17 protein-coding genes are annotated in these 17,459 nt (G+C 71.2%); 7 read left to right on the top strand and 10 right to left on the bottom strand.

The genetic code is table 11. The annotated features are described in order from the left end of the window. The first annotated feature begins 281 nt into the window (after nucleotides 1-281). The 4 genes from rpsO to dapB all read left to right on the top strand — a co-directional run bounded on the left by rpsO (nucleotide 282) and on the right by dapB (nucleotide 5,302). Nucleotides 282-551 (top strand): 30S ribosomal protein S15, encoded by a 270-nt coding sequence (gene rpsO / locus BN12_RS13515; RefSeq protein ID WP_048553217.1) that lies wholly within the window; start codon nucleotides 282-284, stop codon nucleotides 549-551. Nucleotides 552-676: 125 nt separating this feature from the next. Then, complete coding sequence (locus BN12_RS13510; protein ID WP_048553216.1) at nucleotides 677-3,097, top strand: polyribonucleotide nucleotidyltransferase; 2,421 nt, start codon at nucleotides 677-679, stop codon at nucleotides 3,095-3,097. Between the two features lie 467 nt (nucleotides 3,098-3,564). Beyond that, nucleotides 3,565-4,329 carry a polyphosphate--glucose phosphotransferase gene (gene ppgK, locus BN12_RS13505; protein WP_048553215.1) on the top strand — a complete coding sequence of 255 codons (765 nt, stop codon included), beginning with the start codon at nucleotides 3,565-3,567 and terminating at the stop codon, nucleotides 4,327-4,329. 223 nt (nucleotides 4,330-4,552) lie between these two features. Next, complete coding sequence (dapB, locus tag BN12_RS13500; RefSeq protein WP_048553211.1) at nucleotides 4,553-5,302, top strand: 4-hydroxy-tetrahydrodipicolinate reductase; 750 nt, start codon at nucleotides 4,553-4,555, stop codon at nucleotides 5,300-5,302. 117 nt (nucleotides 5,303-5,419) lie between these two features. Here the strand turns inward: dapB and BN12_RS13495 are convergent, their stop codons facing one another. The 3 genes from BN12_RS13495 to BN12_RS24545 are packed head-to-tail and all read right to left on the bottom strand — an operon-like array spanning nucleotide 5,420 to nucleotide 7,118. Beyond that, entirely contained in the window at nucleotides 5,420-5,734 is a 315-nt protein-coding gene (locus BN12_RS13495) for an AzlD domain-containing protein (protein WP_048553209.1), read from the bottom strand. After that, the gene (locus tag BN12_RS13490; protein ID WP_048553208.1) at nucleotides 5,731-6,474 is read right to left on the bottom strand and encodes an AzlC family ABC transporter permease; all 744 of its coding nucleotides are present in this window, start codon (nucleotides 6,472-6,474) and stop codon (nucleotides 5,731-5,733) included. The genes BN12_RS13495 and BN12_RS13490 overlap by 4 nt, the downstream gene beginning before the upstream one ends. Further along, entirely contained in the window at nucleotides 6,471-7,118 is a 648-nt protein-coding gene (locus BN12_RS24545; RefSeq protein WP_157635487.1) for a GNAT family N-acetyltransferase, read from the bottom strand. Before BN12_RS24545 ends, BN12_RS13490 begins: the two co-directional genes overlap by 4 nt. 42 nt (nucleotides 7,119-7,160) lie before the next feature. Between BN12_RS24545 and BN12_RS24540 the strand changes: the two genes are divergently transcribed. Then, complete coding sequence (locus BN12_RS24540) at nucleotides 7,161-8,030, top strand: FAD-binding oxidoreductase (RefSeq protein WP_053080035.1); 870 nt, start codon at nucleotides 7,161-7,163, stop codon at nucleotides 8,028-8,030. Here the strand turns inward: BN12_RS24540 and BN12_RS26165 are convergent. The 4 genes from BN12_RS26165 to BN12_RS13460 all read right to left on the bottom strand — a co-directional run bounded on the left by BN12_RS26165 (nucleotide 7,984) and on the right by BN12_RS13460 (nucleotide 10,785). After that, entirely contained in the window at nucleotides 7,984-8,421 is a 438-nt protein-coding gene (locus BN12_RS26165; protein WP_235432403.1) for a hypothetical protein, read from the bottom strand. The genes BN12_RS24540 and BN12_RS26165 overlap by 47 nt on opposite strands. A gap of 333 nt (nucleotides 8,422-8,754) precedes the next feature. Beyond that, nucleotides 8,755-9,408, bottom strand: a complete 654-nt coding sequence (locus tag BN12_RS13470) for a SatD family protein (protein ID WP_048553204.1) — start codon at nucleotides 9,406-9,408, stop codon at nucleotides 8,755-8,757. A 43-nt stretch (nucleotides 9,409-9,451) separates the two neighbouring features. Then, nucleotides 9,452-9,922 carry a dihydrofolate reductase gene (locus BN12_RS13465; RefSeq protein ID WP_048553203.1) on the bottom strand — a complete coding sequence of 157 codons (471 nt, stop codon included), beginning with the start codon at nucleotides 9,920-9,922 and terminating at the stop codon, nucleotides 9,452-9,454. Nucleotides 9,923-9,975: 53 nt separating this feature from the next. After that, on the bottom strand, nucleotides 9,976-10,785 hold the full coding sequence (locus BN12_RS13460) for a thymidylate synthase (protein ID WP_048556395.1): 810 nt from the start codon (nucleotides 10,783-10,785) through the stop codon (nucleotides 9,976-9,978). A gap of 110 nt (nucleotides 10,786-10,895) precedes the next feature. Between BN12_RS13460 and dapA the strand changes: the two genes are divergently transcribed. Both dapA and BN12_RS13450 read left to right on the top strand, forming a co-directional pair. Continuing rightward, a complete protein-coding gene (gene dapA, locus BN12_RS13455) occupies nucleotides 10,896-11,786 on the top strand; it encodes a 4-hydroxy-tetrahydrodipicolinate synthase (RefSeq protein WP_048553201.1) in 891 nt (296 codons plus the stop codon). Then, a complete protein-coding gene (locus BN12_RS13450; RefSeq protein WP_048553199.1) occupies nucleotides 11,783-13,468 on the top strand; it encodes a ribonuclease J in 1,686 nt (561 codons plus the stop codon). Before dapA ends, BN12_RS13450 begins: the two co-directional genes overlap by 4 nt. 236 nt (nucleotides 13,469-13,704) lie before the next feature. On the opposite strand, the gene BN12_RS13445 is transcribed toward BN12_RS13450, so the two are convergent. From BN12_RS13445 to BN12_RS13435, 3 genes are all read right to left on the bottom strand, one after another. Next, the gene (locus BN12_RS13445; RefSeq protein WP_053080034.1) at nucleotides 13,705-14,598 is read right to left on the bottom strand and encodes a carbohydrate ABC transporter permease; all 894 of its coding nucleotides are present in this window, start codon (nucleotides 14,596-14,598) and stop codon (nucleotides 13,705-13,707) included. After that, entirely contained in the window at nucleotides 14,598-15,506 is a 909-nt protein-coding gene (locus BN12_RS13440) for a carbohydrate ABC transporter permease (protein WP_048553196.1), read from the bottom strand. The genes BN12_RS13445 and BN12_RS13440 overlap by 1 nt, the downstream gene beginning before the upstream one ends. 145 nt (nucleotides 15,507-15,651) lie before the next feature. Further along, a complete protein-coding gene (locus tag BN12_RS13435; protein ID WP_048553194.1) occupies nucleotides 15,652-16,980 on the bottom strand; it encodes an ABC transporter substrate-binding protein in 1,329 nt (442 codons plus the stop codon). Nucleotides 16,981-17,459: the final 479 nt, after the last annotated feature.

Here is a 17,459-nt window from a genome sequence, read left to right as displayed (position 1 = left end):
AACTCGGCACGTGCGGGACGACGACAACAACTCGGCACGTGCGGGACGACGACAACAACTCGGCACGTGCGGGAAGGCGGCCCGGGAAGGGGAGGGAAGGGAGCGAACGAAGGGGTGGGGGCGGCGCGCAGCGATTAGGGCGGCGGGCGGCGCCGCTGGTAGCCTTGGGTGGCTTCACTGCGGTGAGGCCATGCCGTTGGATCGGCCGCGGAACCAGAGAGCCCCGGTGGACAAGCCCGGGAGCACCGCGCAACCTAGCAGAGAAACGGAGCCGCTCGCCCATGCCACTGGACGCGGATGTCAAGAGCAGGATCATCGCCGAGTACGCCACCAGCGAGGGCGACACCGGCTCCCCCGAGGTTCAGGTCGCCCTGCTCACGCAGCGCATCAAGGACCTCACCGAGCACTCGCGCGAGCACAAGCACGACCACCACAGCCGGCGCGGCCTGCTGCTCCTGGTCGGCCGTCGCCGCCGGCTGCTGCGTTACCTCGAGAGCGTCGACATCGAGCGCTACCGCTCGCTGATCAAGCGCCTCGGCCTGCGCCGATGACCTTGGAGAAGGAGCGACTCCCACGGACGGGGGCCGCTCCTTCTCGCATGTGAGGCGCACCTGCTGGAAGCCCGCGCACAACGACGATGCGCGTGGCATACGAAGAGACAGAAATGGAGGGCCCAATGGAGGGTCCAGAGATCACCTTCGCCGAGGCCGTCATCGACAACGGCAGCTTCGGCACCCGGACGGTCCGGTTCGAGACCGGCCGGCTCGCCCGCCAGGCCGGCGGCGCCGTCACCGCATACCTCGACGGTGACACGATGCTCCTGTCGACGACGACGGCGGGCAAGCACCCGCGGGAGGGCTTCGACTTCTTCCCCCTGACGGTCGACGTCGAGGAGCGGATGTATGCCGCGGGCAAGATCCCCGGCAGCTTCTTCCGCCGCGAGGGTCGCCCCTCGACCGACGCCATCCTCACCTGCCGGCTCATCGACCGGCCGCTGCGCCCGACGTTCACCAAGGGCCTGCGCAACGAGGTCCAGGTCGTCATCACCGTCCTCGCGCTCAACCCCGACCACCAGTACGACGTCCTCGCCATCAACGCGGCGAGCGCGTCGACGCAGATCTCCGGTCTGCCGTTCTCCGGCCCGATCGGCGGCGTCCGCGTCAGCCTCATCGACGGCCAGTGGGTCGCCTTCCCCAACTTCTCCGACATCGAGCGGTCGACGTTCGACATGGTCGTCGCGGGCCGGATCGCCGGTGACGACGTCGCCATCATGATGGTCGAGGCCGAGTCCACCGAGTCCACCTGGGACCTCGTGAGGAACCAGGGCAAGCAGGCGCCGACCGAGGAGGTCGTCGCCGAGGGGCTCGAGGCGTCCAAGGCGTTCATCCGGGTGCTCTGCGAGGCCCAGCAGCGCCTCGCGGCGGAGGCCGCCAAGCCGGTCGAGGAGTTCCCGATCTTCCTCGACTACCAGGACGACGTGTACGCGCGGGTCGAGAAGGACACCGCCGAGCAGCTGCGGGCGGCCCTCTCGATCGCGGGCAAGCAGGAGCGCGAGGAGAAGATCGACGCGCTCAAGGAGGCCCTCAAGGCCGAGCTCGCCGGTGAGGGCAAGGACTTCGAGGGCCGCGGCTCCGAGGTGTCCGCCGCATACCGCGCGGTCCAGAAGAAGATGGTCCGGCAGCGGATCCTGCGCGACAAGGTGCGCATCGACGGCCGCGGCCTGGAGGACATCCGGGCGCTGTCGGCCGAGGTCGAGGTGCTCCCGCGGGTCCACGGCTCGGCGCTGTTCGAGCGCGGCGAGACCCAGATCCTCGGCGTGACGACGCTCAACATGCTCCGGATGGAGCAGCAGCTCGACACGCTGTCGCCGGTCACCCGCAAGCGGTACATGCACAACTACAACTTCCCGCCCTACTCGACCGGTGAGACCGGCCGCGTCGGGTCGCCGAAGCGTCGCGAGATCGGTCACGGGGCGCTCGCCGAGCGAGCCCTCATGCCGGTCCTGCCGACGCGCGAGGAGTTCCCGTATGCCATCCGCCAGGTCTCCGAGGCGCTCGGCTCCAACGGGTCCACCTCGATGGGCTCGGTGTGCGCCTCGACCCTCGCGCTCCTCAACGCCGGGGTGCCGCTGCGCGCCCCGGTCGCGGGCATCGCGATGGGCCTGGTCTCCGACGAGGTCGACGGCGAGACGCAGTATGCCGCGCTGACCGACATCCTCGGTGCCGAGGACGCGTTCGGCGACATGGACTTCAAGGTCGCCGGCACCCGCGACTTCGTCACGGCGATCCAGCTGGACACCAAGCTCGACGGCATCCCCGCGTCGGTCCTCGCCGGTGCGCTGACCCAGGCGCGGCAGGCCCGGTTCCACATCCTCGACGTCATGAACGAGGCGATCGACACCCCCGACGAGATGAGCCCCTACGCTCCGCGGGTCATCTCGGTGACGGTCCCCGTCGACAAGATCGGCGAGGTCATCGGCCCCAAGGGCAAGATGATCAACCAGATCCAGGAGGACACCGGCGCCCAGATCTCCATCGAGGACGACGGCACGGTGTACATCGGCGCGACCGACGGCCCGTCCGCCGAGGCGGCCCGGGCGATGGTCAACGCCATCGCCAACCCGCAGATGCCGGAGATCGGCGAGCGCTTCCTCGGGACCGTCGTCAAGACGACGACCTTCGGTGCGTTCGTCTCCCTGCTGCCCGGCAAGGACGGGCTGCTGCACATCTCCGAGGTGCGCAAGCTGGTCGGCGGCAAGCGGATCGACGCCGTCGAGGACGTCCTGTCGATCGGCCAGAAGGTCCAGGTCGAGCTGAAGGAGATCGACCCGCGCGGCAAGCTGTCGCTCGCGGCCGTCCTCCCCGAGGGCGAGGGCGACTCGTCGTCCGATGCGTCGGCGTCCGATGCGTCGGCGTCCGACGCGTCGGCCGGGCCGTCGTCGGCGGAGGACGACGGCGACGGCTCCTCCGCCGAGGCCGCGGACTCCACGAACGGTGACGCTCCGCGCCGCGAGGGCGGCCGCAACCGTCGTCGTCGGCGCGGTGGCAACCGTGGCCACGGTGAGCACAGCGACGCCGGAGCGTCCGTCGAGGGCTGAGCTCACGGCATACGCCATCCGGCATGCGGCCCGGTTCCTCTCCGGAGGAGCCGGGCCGCGTCGCGTCTCCGCCCGGTTCCCCATCCCGAGGACGCCCACGCGTCACCTCTGACCCCGCACGTGCCGACTTGATGTCGTCGATCCGACGCGGTGACGACAACAACTCGGCACGTGCGAAGAGGACTGGTGCACGTGCCGACTTGATGTCGTCGATCGGGCGTCGTGACGACATCTTCTCGGCACGTGCGGGGAGGGCGCGTGGGTGAGCCGGAGAGGCGCCTGGGGATCGGAGCTCGGGGGCGGGACGGGTCGCCGGGGCCGGGCGACGGGCTACAGTGCACCCGCACGGTGCCGTGCGATGGGGCGACCTGCTCGCCGCAGGGCCGGTCAGGCATCGTGACGCCGTGGGAAGCGCCGCGACGTTGTGGAGACCGATGCCGGCATCAGGACGGGCGAGGAGTGAGCACATGGGATCGAAGCCTCGAGTCGCATTGGGCATCGACGTCGGCGGCACCGGCGTCAAGGGCGCCCCGGTCGACCTGAGGAAGGGGACGTTCGCCGAGAAGCGCCTGCGCATCCCGACGCCACGCCCGGCGACTCCGGAGGCGGTGTGCGACACGATCGCCGAGGTCGTCGGCGGGTTCGGCCTCCCCGACGACGCCCCCGTCGGAGTGACGATCCCTGGCCCGGTGAAGAAGGGCGTCGTCCAGATCGCCGTGAACCTCGACCCGTCGTGGGCCGGGTTCGATGCCCAGTCGCATCTCGAGCGCCTCCTGCAGCGACCCGTCCATGTCGTCAACGACGCGGACGCCGCCGGAGTCGGCGAGGACGCCTACGGGGCCGCCGCGGACCAGGACGGCATCGTCGTCGTCACGACGCTCGGCACGGGCATCGGCACCGCCCTCATCTGCGACGGCGTGCTCTTCCCGAACTCCGAGCTGGGGCATATCGAGGTCGGTGGGTTCGACGCGGAGACCCGCGCCGCGAACTCGGTCCGCGAGCGCGAGGAGCTCTCCTGGGAGGAGTGGGCCCAGCGACTCCAGGTCTACTACGCCGCACTCGAGTTCCTCATGTCGCCGGACCTGTTCGTCGTGGGAGGTGGAGTGAGCAAGGACGCCGACCAGTTCCTCCCCCTCCTCGACCTCAAGACGCCGGTCGTCCCGGCGACGTTGCGCAACAAGGCGGGCATCGTCGGCGCGGCTCACCTCGCCCGGCGGCATCACGGCCACTGAGGCCGTCCGGGGATCCTTCGGGCCGGGTTCGCAACGGGGCCGACACGGTGTATGCGGACCCCTGGCCCGGCGGCATGCCGCCGGCTGACGCCGTGCACGGGGCCCTCGGGGCGTTCGCGCAGCAGGCCCGACACGGTATGCGGCCCCTGCGCCGGCGGTGGAGCGCCGGCGCGTGGAGCGCCGCCGACATCGCGTCGCGGCGCCCCGGCTAGGCTCGCCGGTCATGGACAGTCTCATCCGGGTCGCCGTCGTCGGAGCCGCCGGACGCATGGGGTCGCAGGTGTGCCGCGCCGTCGAAGCGGCGGACGACCTGGAGCTCGTCGGCCGGTTCGACGTGGACGACGACCTGAGGGACCTCGGCGGGGCGGACGTCGTCGTCGAGTTCTCCGTCCCGTCGGCGTCGCCGGACAACGTCGCCCACTGCGTGGGGCAGGGGGTCGATGTCGTTGTCGGAACGACCGGGTGGGACGAGGAGCGCCTCGCCCGCCTCGAGCAGCAGATCGCGGACAGCGGTCACGACGTGGGCGTCCTCATCGCGCCGAACTTCGCGGTCGGCGCGGTCCTCATGATGCGGTTCGCCGAGCAGGCGGCCCGGTTCTACGAGTCCGTCGAGATCATCGAGCTCCACCACCCGAACAAGGTCGACGCGCCGTCCGGCACCGCTGCCCGCACCGCTCGCCTCGTCGCGGCAGCCCGTCGCTCGGCGGGGCTCGGGGACGTCCCTGACGCGACGACCGACGACCCGGACGGGGCCCGCGGAGCGCGCGTGGACGGCATACCCGTCCACTCGGTGCGCCTGCGCGGCCTCGTGGCCCACCAGGAGGTCGTTCTCGGCACGGAGGGGGAGACCCTCACCCTGCGGCACGACTCGTTCGACCGCGTGTCCTTCATGCCCGGCGTGCTCGCCGCCGTGCGTGCCGTCGGCGACCACCCCGGCCTCACCGTCGGTCTGGAGAACGTCCTCGACCTCTGACGCCCGGGTCGCCCGTACTCAGCGAGCGGCCGACCCGCCCACGTCACGGCGCCGTCACGCAGAGACGCCCCGTGACACCGCGCCGGCACGCCGACACGACGGGGAGGGCCGAGTGCGTCAGGCCACCCAGCCGACGGCGCGCAGGGCGGCGGCCACGACGGCCGCGGCGAGGACGACGACGACGAAGTTGGCCCGGAGGGACAGCAGGACGACGGCGACGACGACCGCCGCGAGCCGGGCGTCGAGGACGAGTCGTCCGTCGGTCGTGAAGGACTGGACGGCCACGAGGGCAGCGAGCAGGGCCACGGGAAGCAGGGTGGTCACCCGCGACACGACGCGCCCTTCGAGCCAGCGGGCCGGGACGACGTAGCCCGCCGCCTTGAGGACGAAGCAGGCCGCACAGCCGATGAGGACCGCACCCCACATCGTCATGGGGCATCCTCCGTGGGGCGGTCCTCCCGGCCGGCACCGTCGCGAGCCGATCGGGCTGATCGGGCCGAGATGACCCCGACGCCGACGGCGGCGAGGGACGCCGCGAGGACCGGTATGCCGGCGGCCACGGACGGCGAGATGCCGAGCGCGATGACGATGGCGATGCCGGCGGTCAGGCGTGCCTGCGGCGTCGTGAGGCGTGGCCAGAGGAGCGCGCAGAACGCGGCGGACGCGGCGGCGTCGAGGCCGTACCGTCGGGGGTCGCCGAGAGCGTTGCCGACGAGGGCGCCGGCGAGGGTGGCGGCGTTCCACAGGACGAACACGGCGATCCCGGTATGCCAGAACCCGACCCGACCGAGTGTCGGCTCGGCCTGCGCCACGCTCACGGCGGTCGACTCGTCGATCGTCAGGTGCGCGGCCGCGACCCGGCGGTGTCCGCGGACCGCGAGGAGACGCGAGGTCTGCAGCGCGTAGAGGCCGTTGCGCACGCCGAGCATGGCCGCGGTCGCGATGGCTGCGGGCGCGGCGGCGAGTCCACCGGATCCGACGATCCCGACGAACGCGAACTGCGACCCGCCGGTGAACATGAGGGCCGACAGCGCCTGGGCCTGCCAGACGGTCAGGCCCGCGGCCACCGCGAGGGCTCCGAAGCTGATGCCGTACGCGCCCGTCGCGATGCCGACCGACCAGGACTGCCGGACGACCTCCCGGCGACGCGTGTCGGATGTCGCGCCGGTCATGCCGGCGCGGGATCCGATACGTCGGTGACGACGCGCACCTCCCGCGCCGTCTCGCCGTTCGGGCCGACGACGCGGTCCCGGAACGCACCGTCGGGAGCGAACCCCGCACCGACGAGGAACGCCCGGGTGTCCTCGTCGCGGGCGAGGAGCCAGGCGTGGACCCGCCGGGCCCCCGCGTCCATGAGGTGCGCGACGGCGGCGTTGACGAGGCGGGAACCGTGCCCCGCGCGGCGGGCGCCGGGATGCACGGCGAGGGCGAGGAGCTCGCCGGTCTCGTCGTCGGCGTCCGGGTCCTGCGTCGGCCCGACCGAGGCGAAGCCGACGACCTGGTCACCGGCCCGGGCGACGAGCAGCGCGAACGCACCGGCCGGCGGCGTCTCGAGGGAGGCGCGCCAGGAGGCGGCGAACGCCTCGGGCCGGAAGGCGTCGAGCACCGTGACCGGGACCACTCCGTCGTATGCCACCTGCCAGACCGCCGCCTGGACCTCGCCGACCGCCGCGCTGTCGGCGGGGACCGCCCCCCGCACGGACGCGTCCGCGTGCGGGGCGCCGTGGCCGTGCGGGACGCCGTGGCCGTGCGACGCGCTGTGGGGGTGCGGATGCGCGTGGCCGTGGGGGTGCTGCTCGGGTGTCGGGCTCGTCACCGGCCCATCCTGTCAGGTGGGCCGGTCGGCATACTGAGGAGCATGGCGCCGACCGGGGGACTGCTGTCGACCTCGACCGGCCGACCCCGCCCGAGGTTCCACCCGCTGCGCGTCGTGGGCGTCGAGAGGGTCGCCGACGGTGCGGTCGCCGTGACCTTCGGGGTGCCGGACGGCCTGGCCGGCGAGTTCCTCCGCTTCCGACCGGGCCAGCACCTCACCCTCCGGGCGGAGATCGACGGCGAGCCGGTGCGGCAGTCCTACTCGATCGCGATGTCGCCGTCGGCGGCCCGTCGGTCGGGAACGCTCCGGATCGCCGCGGCCGGCGTCCCCGGGGGGCGGATGTCGACCTGGCTCACGACGCGGGTCCGGCCCGGAGACGTCATCGACGTCCTCCCGCCGCTCGGCGACTTCACGGCACCGACCGTTCCGGACGCGCAACGTCATCACGTCGCGATCGTCGGCGGATCGGGGATCACCCCGGTCCTGTCCCTCATCACGACGGTCCTGGAGGACGAGCCGCGCTCGCGGGTCACTCTCGTCTACGCGAACCGCACCGCCGCGTCGACGATGTTCCTCGAGGAGCTCGAAGCGCTCTCTCGCACCCACGAGGGCCGGTGCGAGGTCGTCCACGTCCGCTCGCGCGAGCCCGGTGAGGACTCGCTGCGGAGCGGCCGCATCGACCGGTCGCGACTCGTGCGACTCCTCGACGACTACGCACCCGTCGAGGACGTCGACGAGTGGTACCTCTGCGGCCCGGCCGGACTCGTCGAGACGGCGCAGGACACCCTCGCCGACGCCGGCGTCGACGCCTCGCGGGTCCATCACGAGGTGTTCTGGACCCCGCCCACGGATGAGCACGACGGGCTCAGGTCTGCGCCAGCCACAGCGACACGAGAGCGACCAGCCAGCTGACGAAGCTGCCGACGAGGAAGTACTCCGTCACCTCGTCGATGCTCGGCCGGTCGGGTGCCCTGGCCCGGGCCTGCAGCTCCGGCCAACGGATGAGGCCCTTCGCGGCGACGACGACCCCCGCCGCGGTCACCTCCCCGGCGAGGCCGAGGCCCAGGATGACGACCCGCTCCATCGGACCGAGGAGGCGGCCGCCGCGCAGCTGGTCCGACGGCTGGGGCTGTCCGCTCGGCTTGATGGCGCCGACGCCCGCGAGGACGAGGCGGACCACGACGTTGGCGGTGGCGAACTGGACGAGGAGCAGGCCGCAGACGAGGAGGATCCGGGTGGGGGAGGCATGGGCGAGGGTCGGCAGATCGAGCCCGTGCAGCCAGCGGCGCAACGGGCCGGTCACCGGCGTGGGGACGGCGGAGGAGGCGAGGAGGACGACGAGCCCGATGGCCGGGATGCCGAGGGCGAGCGCCGGGTTCGCGTGATCGGTCGACGGGTCGGGCGCAGCGGCTGCCCGACCCGACAGGGCGATCCAGGCGGCGAGCGTCAGCGCGGCGACGAGGAGGAGGAGCAGGTCCCCGAGCGTCGTCAGTGAGCCGAGCAGGCCGAGGGCGACGAGGAGGACGAGTCCCGTCGCACCCCCGGCGACCCGCCGGCCGGTGCGGGGTCGTCGTCGGCCCCTCGGCGCGGACGAGGTCGGCGACGCCGACGGCGACGAGCAGGACGGCGAGGATGCTCACGCGACCTCCCGCAGGAGACGGGACGCCTCGACGAGGACACCGAGGCCGTCGGTGCGGACGCGCTGGGACACGGCGGACGGCGAGATGCCGAGATCCTGCGCCAGCTCCGCCTGGGTACGCCCCGCCATGATGCCTCTCACCACCTCGATCGACCGTTCGTCCAGTGATCCAAGCAGATGGTCCCGACAGAGCAGCGCGGCGGCGACGGCGGCCTCGTCTGGCCCCGTGACGTCCTCGGCCCGGCGGTATGCCGTGCGCGCCGTCCTCGTCGCCGCCGTGGCAGCCGTCCGGTGGACGTCGTCGATGGCGCCCCGGGCCGCCCACCAACCGGGCCCGTCCTGGATCCCGCGCTGGGCGTCGAGAAGGGTGACGGGGCCCCAGCCGACGCCGAACCGCGCGTCGGCGTGCGGGAGGAGGGCGAGCCGGACGGCCAGGCAGGCCTCGAGCGCTGACCCGACGGTCGCGAAGGTCCCCTGGAACTCGTCGCCGGCCGTCACGGCGAGCGGGTCGAGGAGACCGGGGACCGACGCGGACACCTCGTCGAGAGCGGCGACGAGACGCCCCTGGAGGGCGGCCCGGTCGGGGGCGGCCCGCGACCGGACGAGGTCACCGATGACCGCTGCGACAGAGGAGGGCTTCATCGACGACATATAAAGATAATAGCTTCATTCAGAGAGAATGAAGCGATATGTTTCACGTCACGCGTTCATAGGTGGCGACGGCGAAGCCCTCGTGCTCCTCCCGATGGGTCTCCCGCCAGTCGTCGACGACCCACTCCGGGAAGAAGGTGTCGCCCTCGGGAGAGTCGTCGACCTCGGTGAGCACCATGCGCGTGGCATACGGCATCGCCTCGCGGTAGATCTGGCCGCCACCGGCGACGAAGACCTCGTCGGCCGGACCGGCGAGGGCGAGCGCCTCGGGGAAGGAATGGGCCGACTCGACCTCCGCGTGGTGCCAGTCCGGGGACCGGGTGATGACGATCGTCCGACGTCCCGGGAGGGGGCGCCCGATGGACTCGAAGGTGACCCGCCCCATGACGAGCGGATGACCCATCGTCGTGTCCTTGAAGTGCCGCAGGTCCGCCGGGAGGTGCCAAGGCATCGCGCCGTCCCGTCCGATCGCCAGGTTGCGTCCGAGGGCGGCGATCAGCGTGATCCGCGTCATGCCCCACACCGTATGCCCGCACGCACCCCCGCGGCGCGAACGGCTCACCCGGCTCAGACGGCGATGGGCGCCTTGATCGAGGGGTGCGCCCGGTAGCCGACGAGCTCGAAGTCCTCGAGGTCGAACGCGTCGATGGCCGGCCGGTCCGCGATTCGCATCGTCGGCAGGGGATAGGGCTCGCGCGCCAGCTGCTCGCGCGCCTGGTCGAGGTGGTTGAGGTAGAGGTGCGCGTCGCCGAGGGTGTGGACGAGCTCGCCGGGCTCGAGCCCGGTGAGCCGGGCGACCATCATCGTGAGCAGCGCGTACGAGGCGATGTTGAACGGCACGCCGAGGAAGACGTCGGCCGACCGCTGGTAGAGCTGGCACGACAGCCGACCGGGACCCCCGTTGACGCCCGGCGCGACGTAGAACTGGAAGAGCGCGTGGCACGGTGGCAGGGCCATGTCGTCGACGTCGGCGACGTTCCAGGCCGAGACGATGTGGCGGCGGCTGTCGGGGTCGGTGCGGATCGACTCGACGACCTTGGCGATCTGGTCGACGTGCCGCCCGTCGGGTGTCGGCCACGAGCGCCACTGGTAGCCGTAGACCGGCCCGAGGTCGCCGTTCGCGTCGGCCCACTCGTCCCAGATCGTGATGCCGCGCTCCTGGAGCCAGCGCACGTTCGTGTCGCCGCGGAGGAACCACAGCAGCTCGCCGATGATCGACCGCAGGTGGAGCCGCTTCGTCGTGACGACGGGGAACCCGTCGGCGAGGTCGAACCGCATCTGGTGGCCGAACACGCTCCGCGTGCCCGTCCCCGTGCGGTCGGACTTCTCGACGCCGGTCGTGAGGACGTGCTCGAGCAGGTCGAGGTAGGCGCGCACGGGAAGGAAGGTAACACCGCGCTCGGACAGCGCGAGATCGGCCGGCGGACGCGGTCTCATGGCCGGGTCGCTCGCCCGGCGATGTCCGGGCCGCGCGATAGCCTTCCGGTATGCCAGCAGCTACCCCCTTCGGTCGGGTCCTCACGGCCATGGTGTCCCCGATGCGTCCCGACGGGTCGCTCGACCTGGAGGGAGCCAAGGCCCTGGCCCGCCATCTCGTCGACCAGGGCCACGACGGTCTCGTCGTCAACGGGACGACGGGGGAGTCGGCGACCCTGACGTCCCGGGAGAGCATCGAGATGGTCGCGGTCGTCGCCGACGCCGTCGGTGACCGGGCGGCGATCGTCGCCGGTGTCGGGTCGAACAACACGGCCCACTCGGTCGACATGGCCGCGCGGGCGCGCGACGCCGGCGCCACCGGCCTGCTCCTCGTCTCGCCGTACTACAACAAGCCGACCCAGCCCGGTCTCGTCGCGCACTGCCGCGCCGTCGCCGACACGACCGACCTGCCCGTCATGCTCTACGACATCCCGGGGCGGACCGGCATACCGTTCGCCTCCGAGACCCTCGTCCAGCTGGCCGAGCACCCCCGGATCCTCGCCGTCAAGGACGCCAAGGGCGACCAATGGGCCTCGACGAAGGTCATGGCGGCGACCGACCTGCTCTACTACTCCGGCGCGGACGAGGTGAACCTCGCCCTCCTCGCGCAGGGCGCGGTCGGTGTCGTCAGCGTCGTCGGCCATGTGGCGGGACGCGAGTATGCCGGGATGGTCGCCGCCGTGGACCGCGGCGATCTCCCTGCGGCACGGGAGATCCACCGCCGGCTCATCCCCGCGGTCGACGCGATCATGTCGACGTCGCAGGGCGCGATCATGGCCAAGGCGGCCCTCGTCGAGCTCGGCGTCATCGAGCACGCGACGGTCCGGCTGCCCTTGGTGGAGTCGCCGCCGGAGCACCTGGAGATCCTGCGTCGCGGGCTGAAGGAGGCCGGCCTCCTGTGAGCCACCCGCACCCCGAGCTGGCCCTGCCCGCGCCCCTTCCGGGCGATGCCCTCCGGGTCGTGCCGCTCGGCGGGCTGGGCGAGGTCGGCCGGAACATGACGGTCGTCGAGCACGCGGGCCAGCTCCTCGTCGTCGACTGCGGCGTCCTGTTCCCCGAGGAGACCCATCCCGGCGTCGACCTCATCCTCCCCGACTTCGAGTACATCGCCGACCGGCTCGACGACGTCCAGGCGATCGTCCTCACCCATGGCCACGAGGACCACATCGGGGCCGTGCCCTACCTGCTGCGGCTCAAGCCCGACATCCCCCTCGTCGGGTCGATGCTCACCCTCGCCCTCGTCGAGGCCAAGCTGCGCGAGCACCGGATCACGCCGTACACACTCGGCGTCCGCGAGGGGAACCGGGAGCGCCTCGGCGTCTTCGACTGCGAGTTCGTCGCCGTCAACCACTCCATCCCCGACGCCCTCGCCGTCTGCATCCGGACCCCGGCCGGGACGATCCTGCATACCGGCGACTTCAAGATGGACCAGCTGCCGCTCGACCGGAGGCTCACCGACCTGCGCGCCTTCGCCCGGCTCGGTGAGGAGGGCGTCGACCTGTTCCTCACCGACTCCACGAATGCCGAGGTGCCGGGCTTCACGACCCCCGAGCGGGAGATCGCACCGGCCATCGACAAGGTGTTCCGGCACGCCGAGCGCCGGATCATCGTCGCCTGCTTCTCCTCGCACGTGCACCGCGTCCAGCAGGTCCTCGACGCCGCGGAGAAGGCGGGCCGCAAGGTGTCCATGGTCGGCCGCTCGATGATCCGCAACATGGGGATCGCCGCCGACCTCGGCTACCTCCACGTCCCCGACGGCATCCTCGTCGACTTCAAGAAGCTCGGGGACCTGCCGGACGACAGGATCGTCCTCATCTGCACCGGCTCCCAGGGCGAGCCGATGGCCGCGCTGTCGCGGATGGCCAACCGGGACCACCGGATCGAGGTGGGCCCCGGCGACACCGTCCTGCTCGCCTCGTCGCTCATCCCGGGCAACGAGAACGCCGTCTACCGCGTCATCAACGGCCTCATGCGGCTCGGCGCGACGGTCGTCCACAAGGGCAACGCCAAGGTCCACGTGTCCGGTCACGCCTCGGCCGGCGAGCTCATCTACGTCTACAACATCGTCAAGCCCCGCAACGTCATGCCCGTCCACGGCGAGTGGCGGCATCTGGTCGCCAACGCCGAGCTGGCCCGCGCGACGGGCGTGCCGGCCGACAACGTCGTCGTCGTCGAGGACGGGGTCACCGTCGACCTGCGCGAGGGGCAGGCCCGGGTGAGCGGTGCCGTCCCGTGCGGCTACGTCTACGTCGACGGCTCCTCGGTCGGCGGCACGACGGAGACGCTGCTGCGCGACCGAGCCATCCTGCGCGACGAGGGGTTCGTCTCGGTCATCGTCGTCATGGACTCGGTGAGCGGCAAGATCGTCGCCGGACCGGAGATCACCGCCCGGGGCTTCGCCGAGGACGACGAGATCTTCGAGGACATCCGGCCCAAGATCGTCACCGCCCTCGAGGACGCGACCCGCGGAGGCGTCGCGGACGCCTACCAGCTGCAACAGGTGATCCGCCGCACCGTGGGCAGCTGGGTCGGCGGCAAGATCCGCCGCCGCCCGATGATCATTCCCCTGGTGATCGAAGCCTGACCGCCTCGCCCACCAAGGGGCCCCCCTTGGCGGTCTGGCACCCGATCGGGGTCTGTGCACCACCTGTCGCCGGAGCCGGGGAGGTGGCGGTCTGGCACCCGATCGGGGCCTGTGCACCACCTGTCGCCGGCGCCGGAGCCGGGGAGGTGGCGGTCTGGCACCCGATCGGGGTCTGGGCACCACACCCGCCGCCACCAGCCTGGCCACCCCGAGCCCGGGGCGCGCCCGACGAACGGCTACTTGACCGAGCCGCTCATCAGGCCGCCGATGAAGTAGCGACCGAGGGCGATGTAGACGAGCAGTGTCGGCAGCGAGGCGATGAGGACGCCGGCCATGATCGAGGGGTAGTCGGGGTTCTGGCCGCCGGCGAGCTCGTTGAGGGCATACGTCACGGGCCCGTTCTGCCGGGTAGTGAGGAAGAGGGCGAAGAGGAAGTCGTTCCAGGCGGAGGTGAACTGCCAGATCATCGTGACGACGAAGGCCGGCGCGGAGACGGGCAGGACGACCGACCAGAAGACCCGGAGCATCCCCGCGCCGTCGACACGGGCGGCCTCGAGGATCTCCGTCGGGACGGCCGTCGCGTAGTAGTTGCGGAAGATGAGCGCGCAGATCGGGATGCCGAAGATCGTGTGGACGACGATGAGCTTGACGATGCCGGTGAACCAGGGCAGCTGGCTCTCGACGCCGATCATCATGCCCTGCAACGGGATCATCACGGCCTGGTAGGGGATGAACATCCCGAAGAGGAAGGCCGTGAAGACGATGTGGGAGCCGGGGAAGCGCCACTTGGCGAAGACGAACCCGTTCATCGCGCCGAGGATCGCGGACAGGACGGCGACGCTGACGGCGAGGACGACGGAGCGCCACAGCGGAGGCGCGAGGGTGTCCCAGGCGGACCGCCAGCCTTCGGCGGACAGGGCGTGCGGGAGGCCCCAGGCGCTCGAGGGGTCGACGTCCGAGGACGGCTTGAGGCTCGTGACGACGAGGACGTAGAGCGGCATGAGGACGAGGGCCGCGAAGAGGATGAGCAGGGCATACCGAATGCCACGTACCCGGCGGCTGCCGCGGCTCCCCGGGGCGCCGTGACCCGTCGTCGTGACCGGGGGGATGACGTCGGTCGCGGTGGTCATCAGCGGCCCTCCTGCTCGGTCCGGTTGGTGTAGATGAGGTAGGGCACGACGACGACGGCGACGATGACGAGGAGGATCGTCGCGTTGACGGCCGCCGCGACCTTGTCGTTGCTCGCGAACATCTGGGTCCACATGAGGGTGGCGGGAACCATCGCCTTGTAGGAGTTCGGGCCGGCGATGGAGTAGATGAGGTCGAACATCTTCATCGACATGTGCCCGAGGATGATGAGGGCCGACAGCGCGATGGGGGACAGCTGGGGGAACAGGACGTGGCGGTAGATCTTCCACTCGCTCGCGCCGTCGATGCGGGCCGCCTCCCGCTGGTCGTCGGAGATGCCGCGGAACCCGGCGAGGAAGAGGGCCATGATGTAGCCGGAGAGCTGCCAGATGGCCGGCATCGCCATGGCGGCCATCGAGAAGGCGCTCGGTGAGGACCACCACTGGTTCTGCAGCCCGTCGAGGTGCAGCTTGATGAACAGCTGGTTGAGGCCGAGAGCCTGGCCCTCACCCTGCGCGGGAGAGAGGAGCCACCGCCACACGACACCGCCCGCGATGAACGAGACGGCCATGGGGAACAGGTAGACCGAGCGGAAGAAGCCCTCGCCGCGGGCGCCCTTCTCGAGGAGGACCGACCACAGCAGACCCATGACCATCGTGCCGATGAGGAACACGACGGTGAGGACGAGGAGGTTCCACAGGGCGTGCTGGTAGTCGTCCGAGCCGAGCAGCTTCGTGTAGTTCCTGTACCCGCCGGGGTTGACGATCTTGTCCGTGACGATGTTCCGCGTGACGTTGAGAGAGGTGTAGACGTTCCGGCCGATGAGACCGTAGACGAAGACTCCGACGAGGACGATCGAGGGGGAGACGAGCAGGAGCCCGGGCAGCCAGGTCTTGACGCCGTTGCGCATGGTGGGCCTTCTCACGTGGGTGGAGGTGGGGTTGAGCGCGGAGCCGAGGTGTGCACCGGCATACCGGCGGACGGACGCGGGCTCGGGCGGGACGGCCGATCGGTCGTCCCGCCCGAGGGTCAGCGCGACGCGGTCGCGCGCCGGGTCACTGCTGGTTCTTCTTCGCCGCGGCCGCCAGATCGGTCACGAGGGCGTTCGCGTCCCGGCTCGCGTGGAACTTCGAGACGGCGGTCGAGATGTCGGTGTTCCAGGCGAGGGAGACCGCCGCGCCGTGGGCGATCGAGGGCACGATGGCGTCGGACTTGAAGGCGCTCATCGCGGCCTGCTGGTATGCCGGGAAGTCGCTCGCCGGGACGTCCGTCCGCGCGGGGATGGAGCCCTTCGCGAGGTTGAACGCCTTCTGGCCGTCGGCGGACCCGACGAGCAGGAGCCAGTCCTTCGAGCCGTCGGCGTTCTTGGCCCCCTTGGGCAGGGTGAAGGAGTCGGCGAGGAAGTCGAACACCTTCTCCTGCCCGGGCGTCGGGAACCAGGTCCAGTCGGTGTCGGGCTTGGCGTTCTTCGCCGTGAACTCGGCGACCGCCCAGTCGCCCATGACGTTGTAGGCGGCCTTGCCGCCGATGACCATGTCGGTCGCCCCCGGCCAGTCGTCGCCGTCAGAGGCGTTGTTCGTGTACGTCATGAGCGTCTTGTAGTCGTTGACGGCCTGCTTCACGCCGTCGCCGTCCCAGGGGGTCTCACCGGAGAACAGTCCCTTGTATGCGGCGTCGCCGAGGTCGGAGATGAGGACGTTCTCCAGGAGCTGGACCTGGGTCCACGTGCCGCCGATGGACAGGGGGGTCGCGACGCCGGAGGCCTTGACCTTCTTGATGTCGTCGATCCACGCGGAGATCGACGTCGGCGTGGAGGTGATGCCGGCCTTCGACAGCACCTTGGGGTTGGCCCACACGACGTTGGCGCGGTGGATGTTCGAGGGGACCGAGTAGATGTTCCCCTTGACGGTGATGAGCTCGAGGAGGTTCTTCGGGAAGACCGACTCGCCGCCGAGGGCGTTGAACACGTCGTTGACCGGCTCGATCTGGCCGGCGGCGATGTAGTCGGACAGCTCGGCGCCGGCATGGCCCTGGAAGGAGTCCGGCGGGTTGCCGTTCGCGAGGTCCGAGGCGAGCTTCGCCTTCGCGTTCGAGCCGGCGCCGCCGGCGACGGCGAGGTTGACGAAGGTGTCGTTGGGGTTCTTCTCCTTGAAGAGCTTGACGAGCGCGTCGAGGCCGACCTTCTCGGACCCGGCGGCCCACCAGGTGAAGACGCCGACGTCGCCGCCGGCTCCCCCGGACTTCGGCGTGTACGTCGCGGCCGACGATCCGGCGGCCGACGTGCTCGAGGAGCCGGCGCTGTCGCCGCCTCCCGTGGCACAGGCCGCGAGGCCGAGGCCGGCGACCGCGAGGAGCGCGGCGCTGCGCAGGGTGCGATGAGGCATCAGGATGTGGTCCCTTCCGATTCGTGCGGGACCGCATGGTTGCGGTCCCGACTGTGTGCGGCTCGTGACCGTATTGCGGGACCCTCACACCGTTCCGGGGACCGATCGAGACACGGGGGAGGGCCATGCGGGGTCCTCCGGCGACGACATCGCTCCGTTCGGGGCGGATGGAGAGCCCCGGATCGCTGAGGTCCGGAACCGTCCGCGACACACTGTAGAGCGCTCCCACGGGCCCGTCCACGCCCGGTTACCGAAACGTATCCCGGCCCGGGCGGTGGTGTCGGTCCCGGGTGTCCGGGCCCCGTCCACGCCCGCTCGACGGAGAGGGAAGGTGTGGGGGAGGCGCGTGTGACGCGTGAGTCGGGCGTGACTTTGGCCTAGGGTGCGGAGCATGGCGACCCGCACGTCCTCCACGTCCCGCAAGCGCACGGGGTCCAAGCGACCCGCGACGCGCCGGGCGCCGGCCTCCCGGACCCGCC

It is taken from the genome of Nostocoides japonicum T1-X7 (genome assembly GCF_001046855.1).
GTDB classification, from domain to species: Bacteria; Actinomycetota; Actinomycetes; order Actinomycetales; family Dermatophilaceae; genus Nostocoides; species Nostocoides japonicum.
The sequence above is the reverse complement of the archived record's forward strand: the minus strand, read 5'-3'. Positions and strand labels throughout refer to the sequence as shown.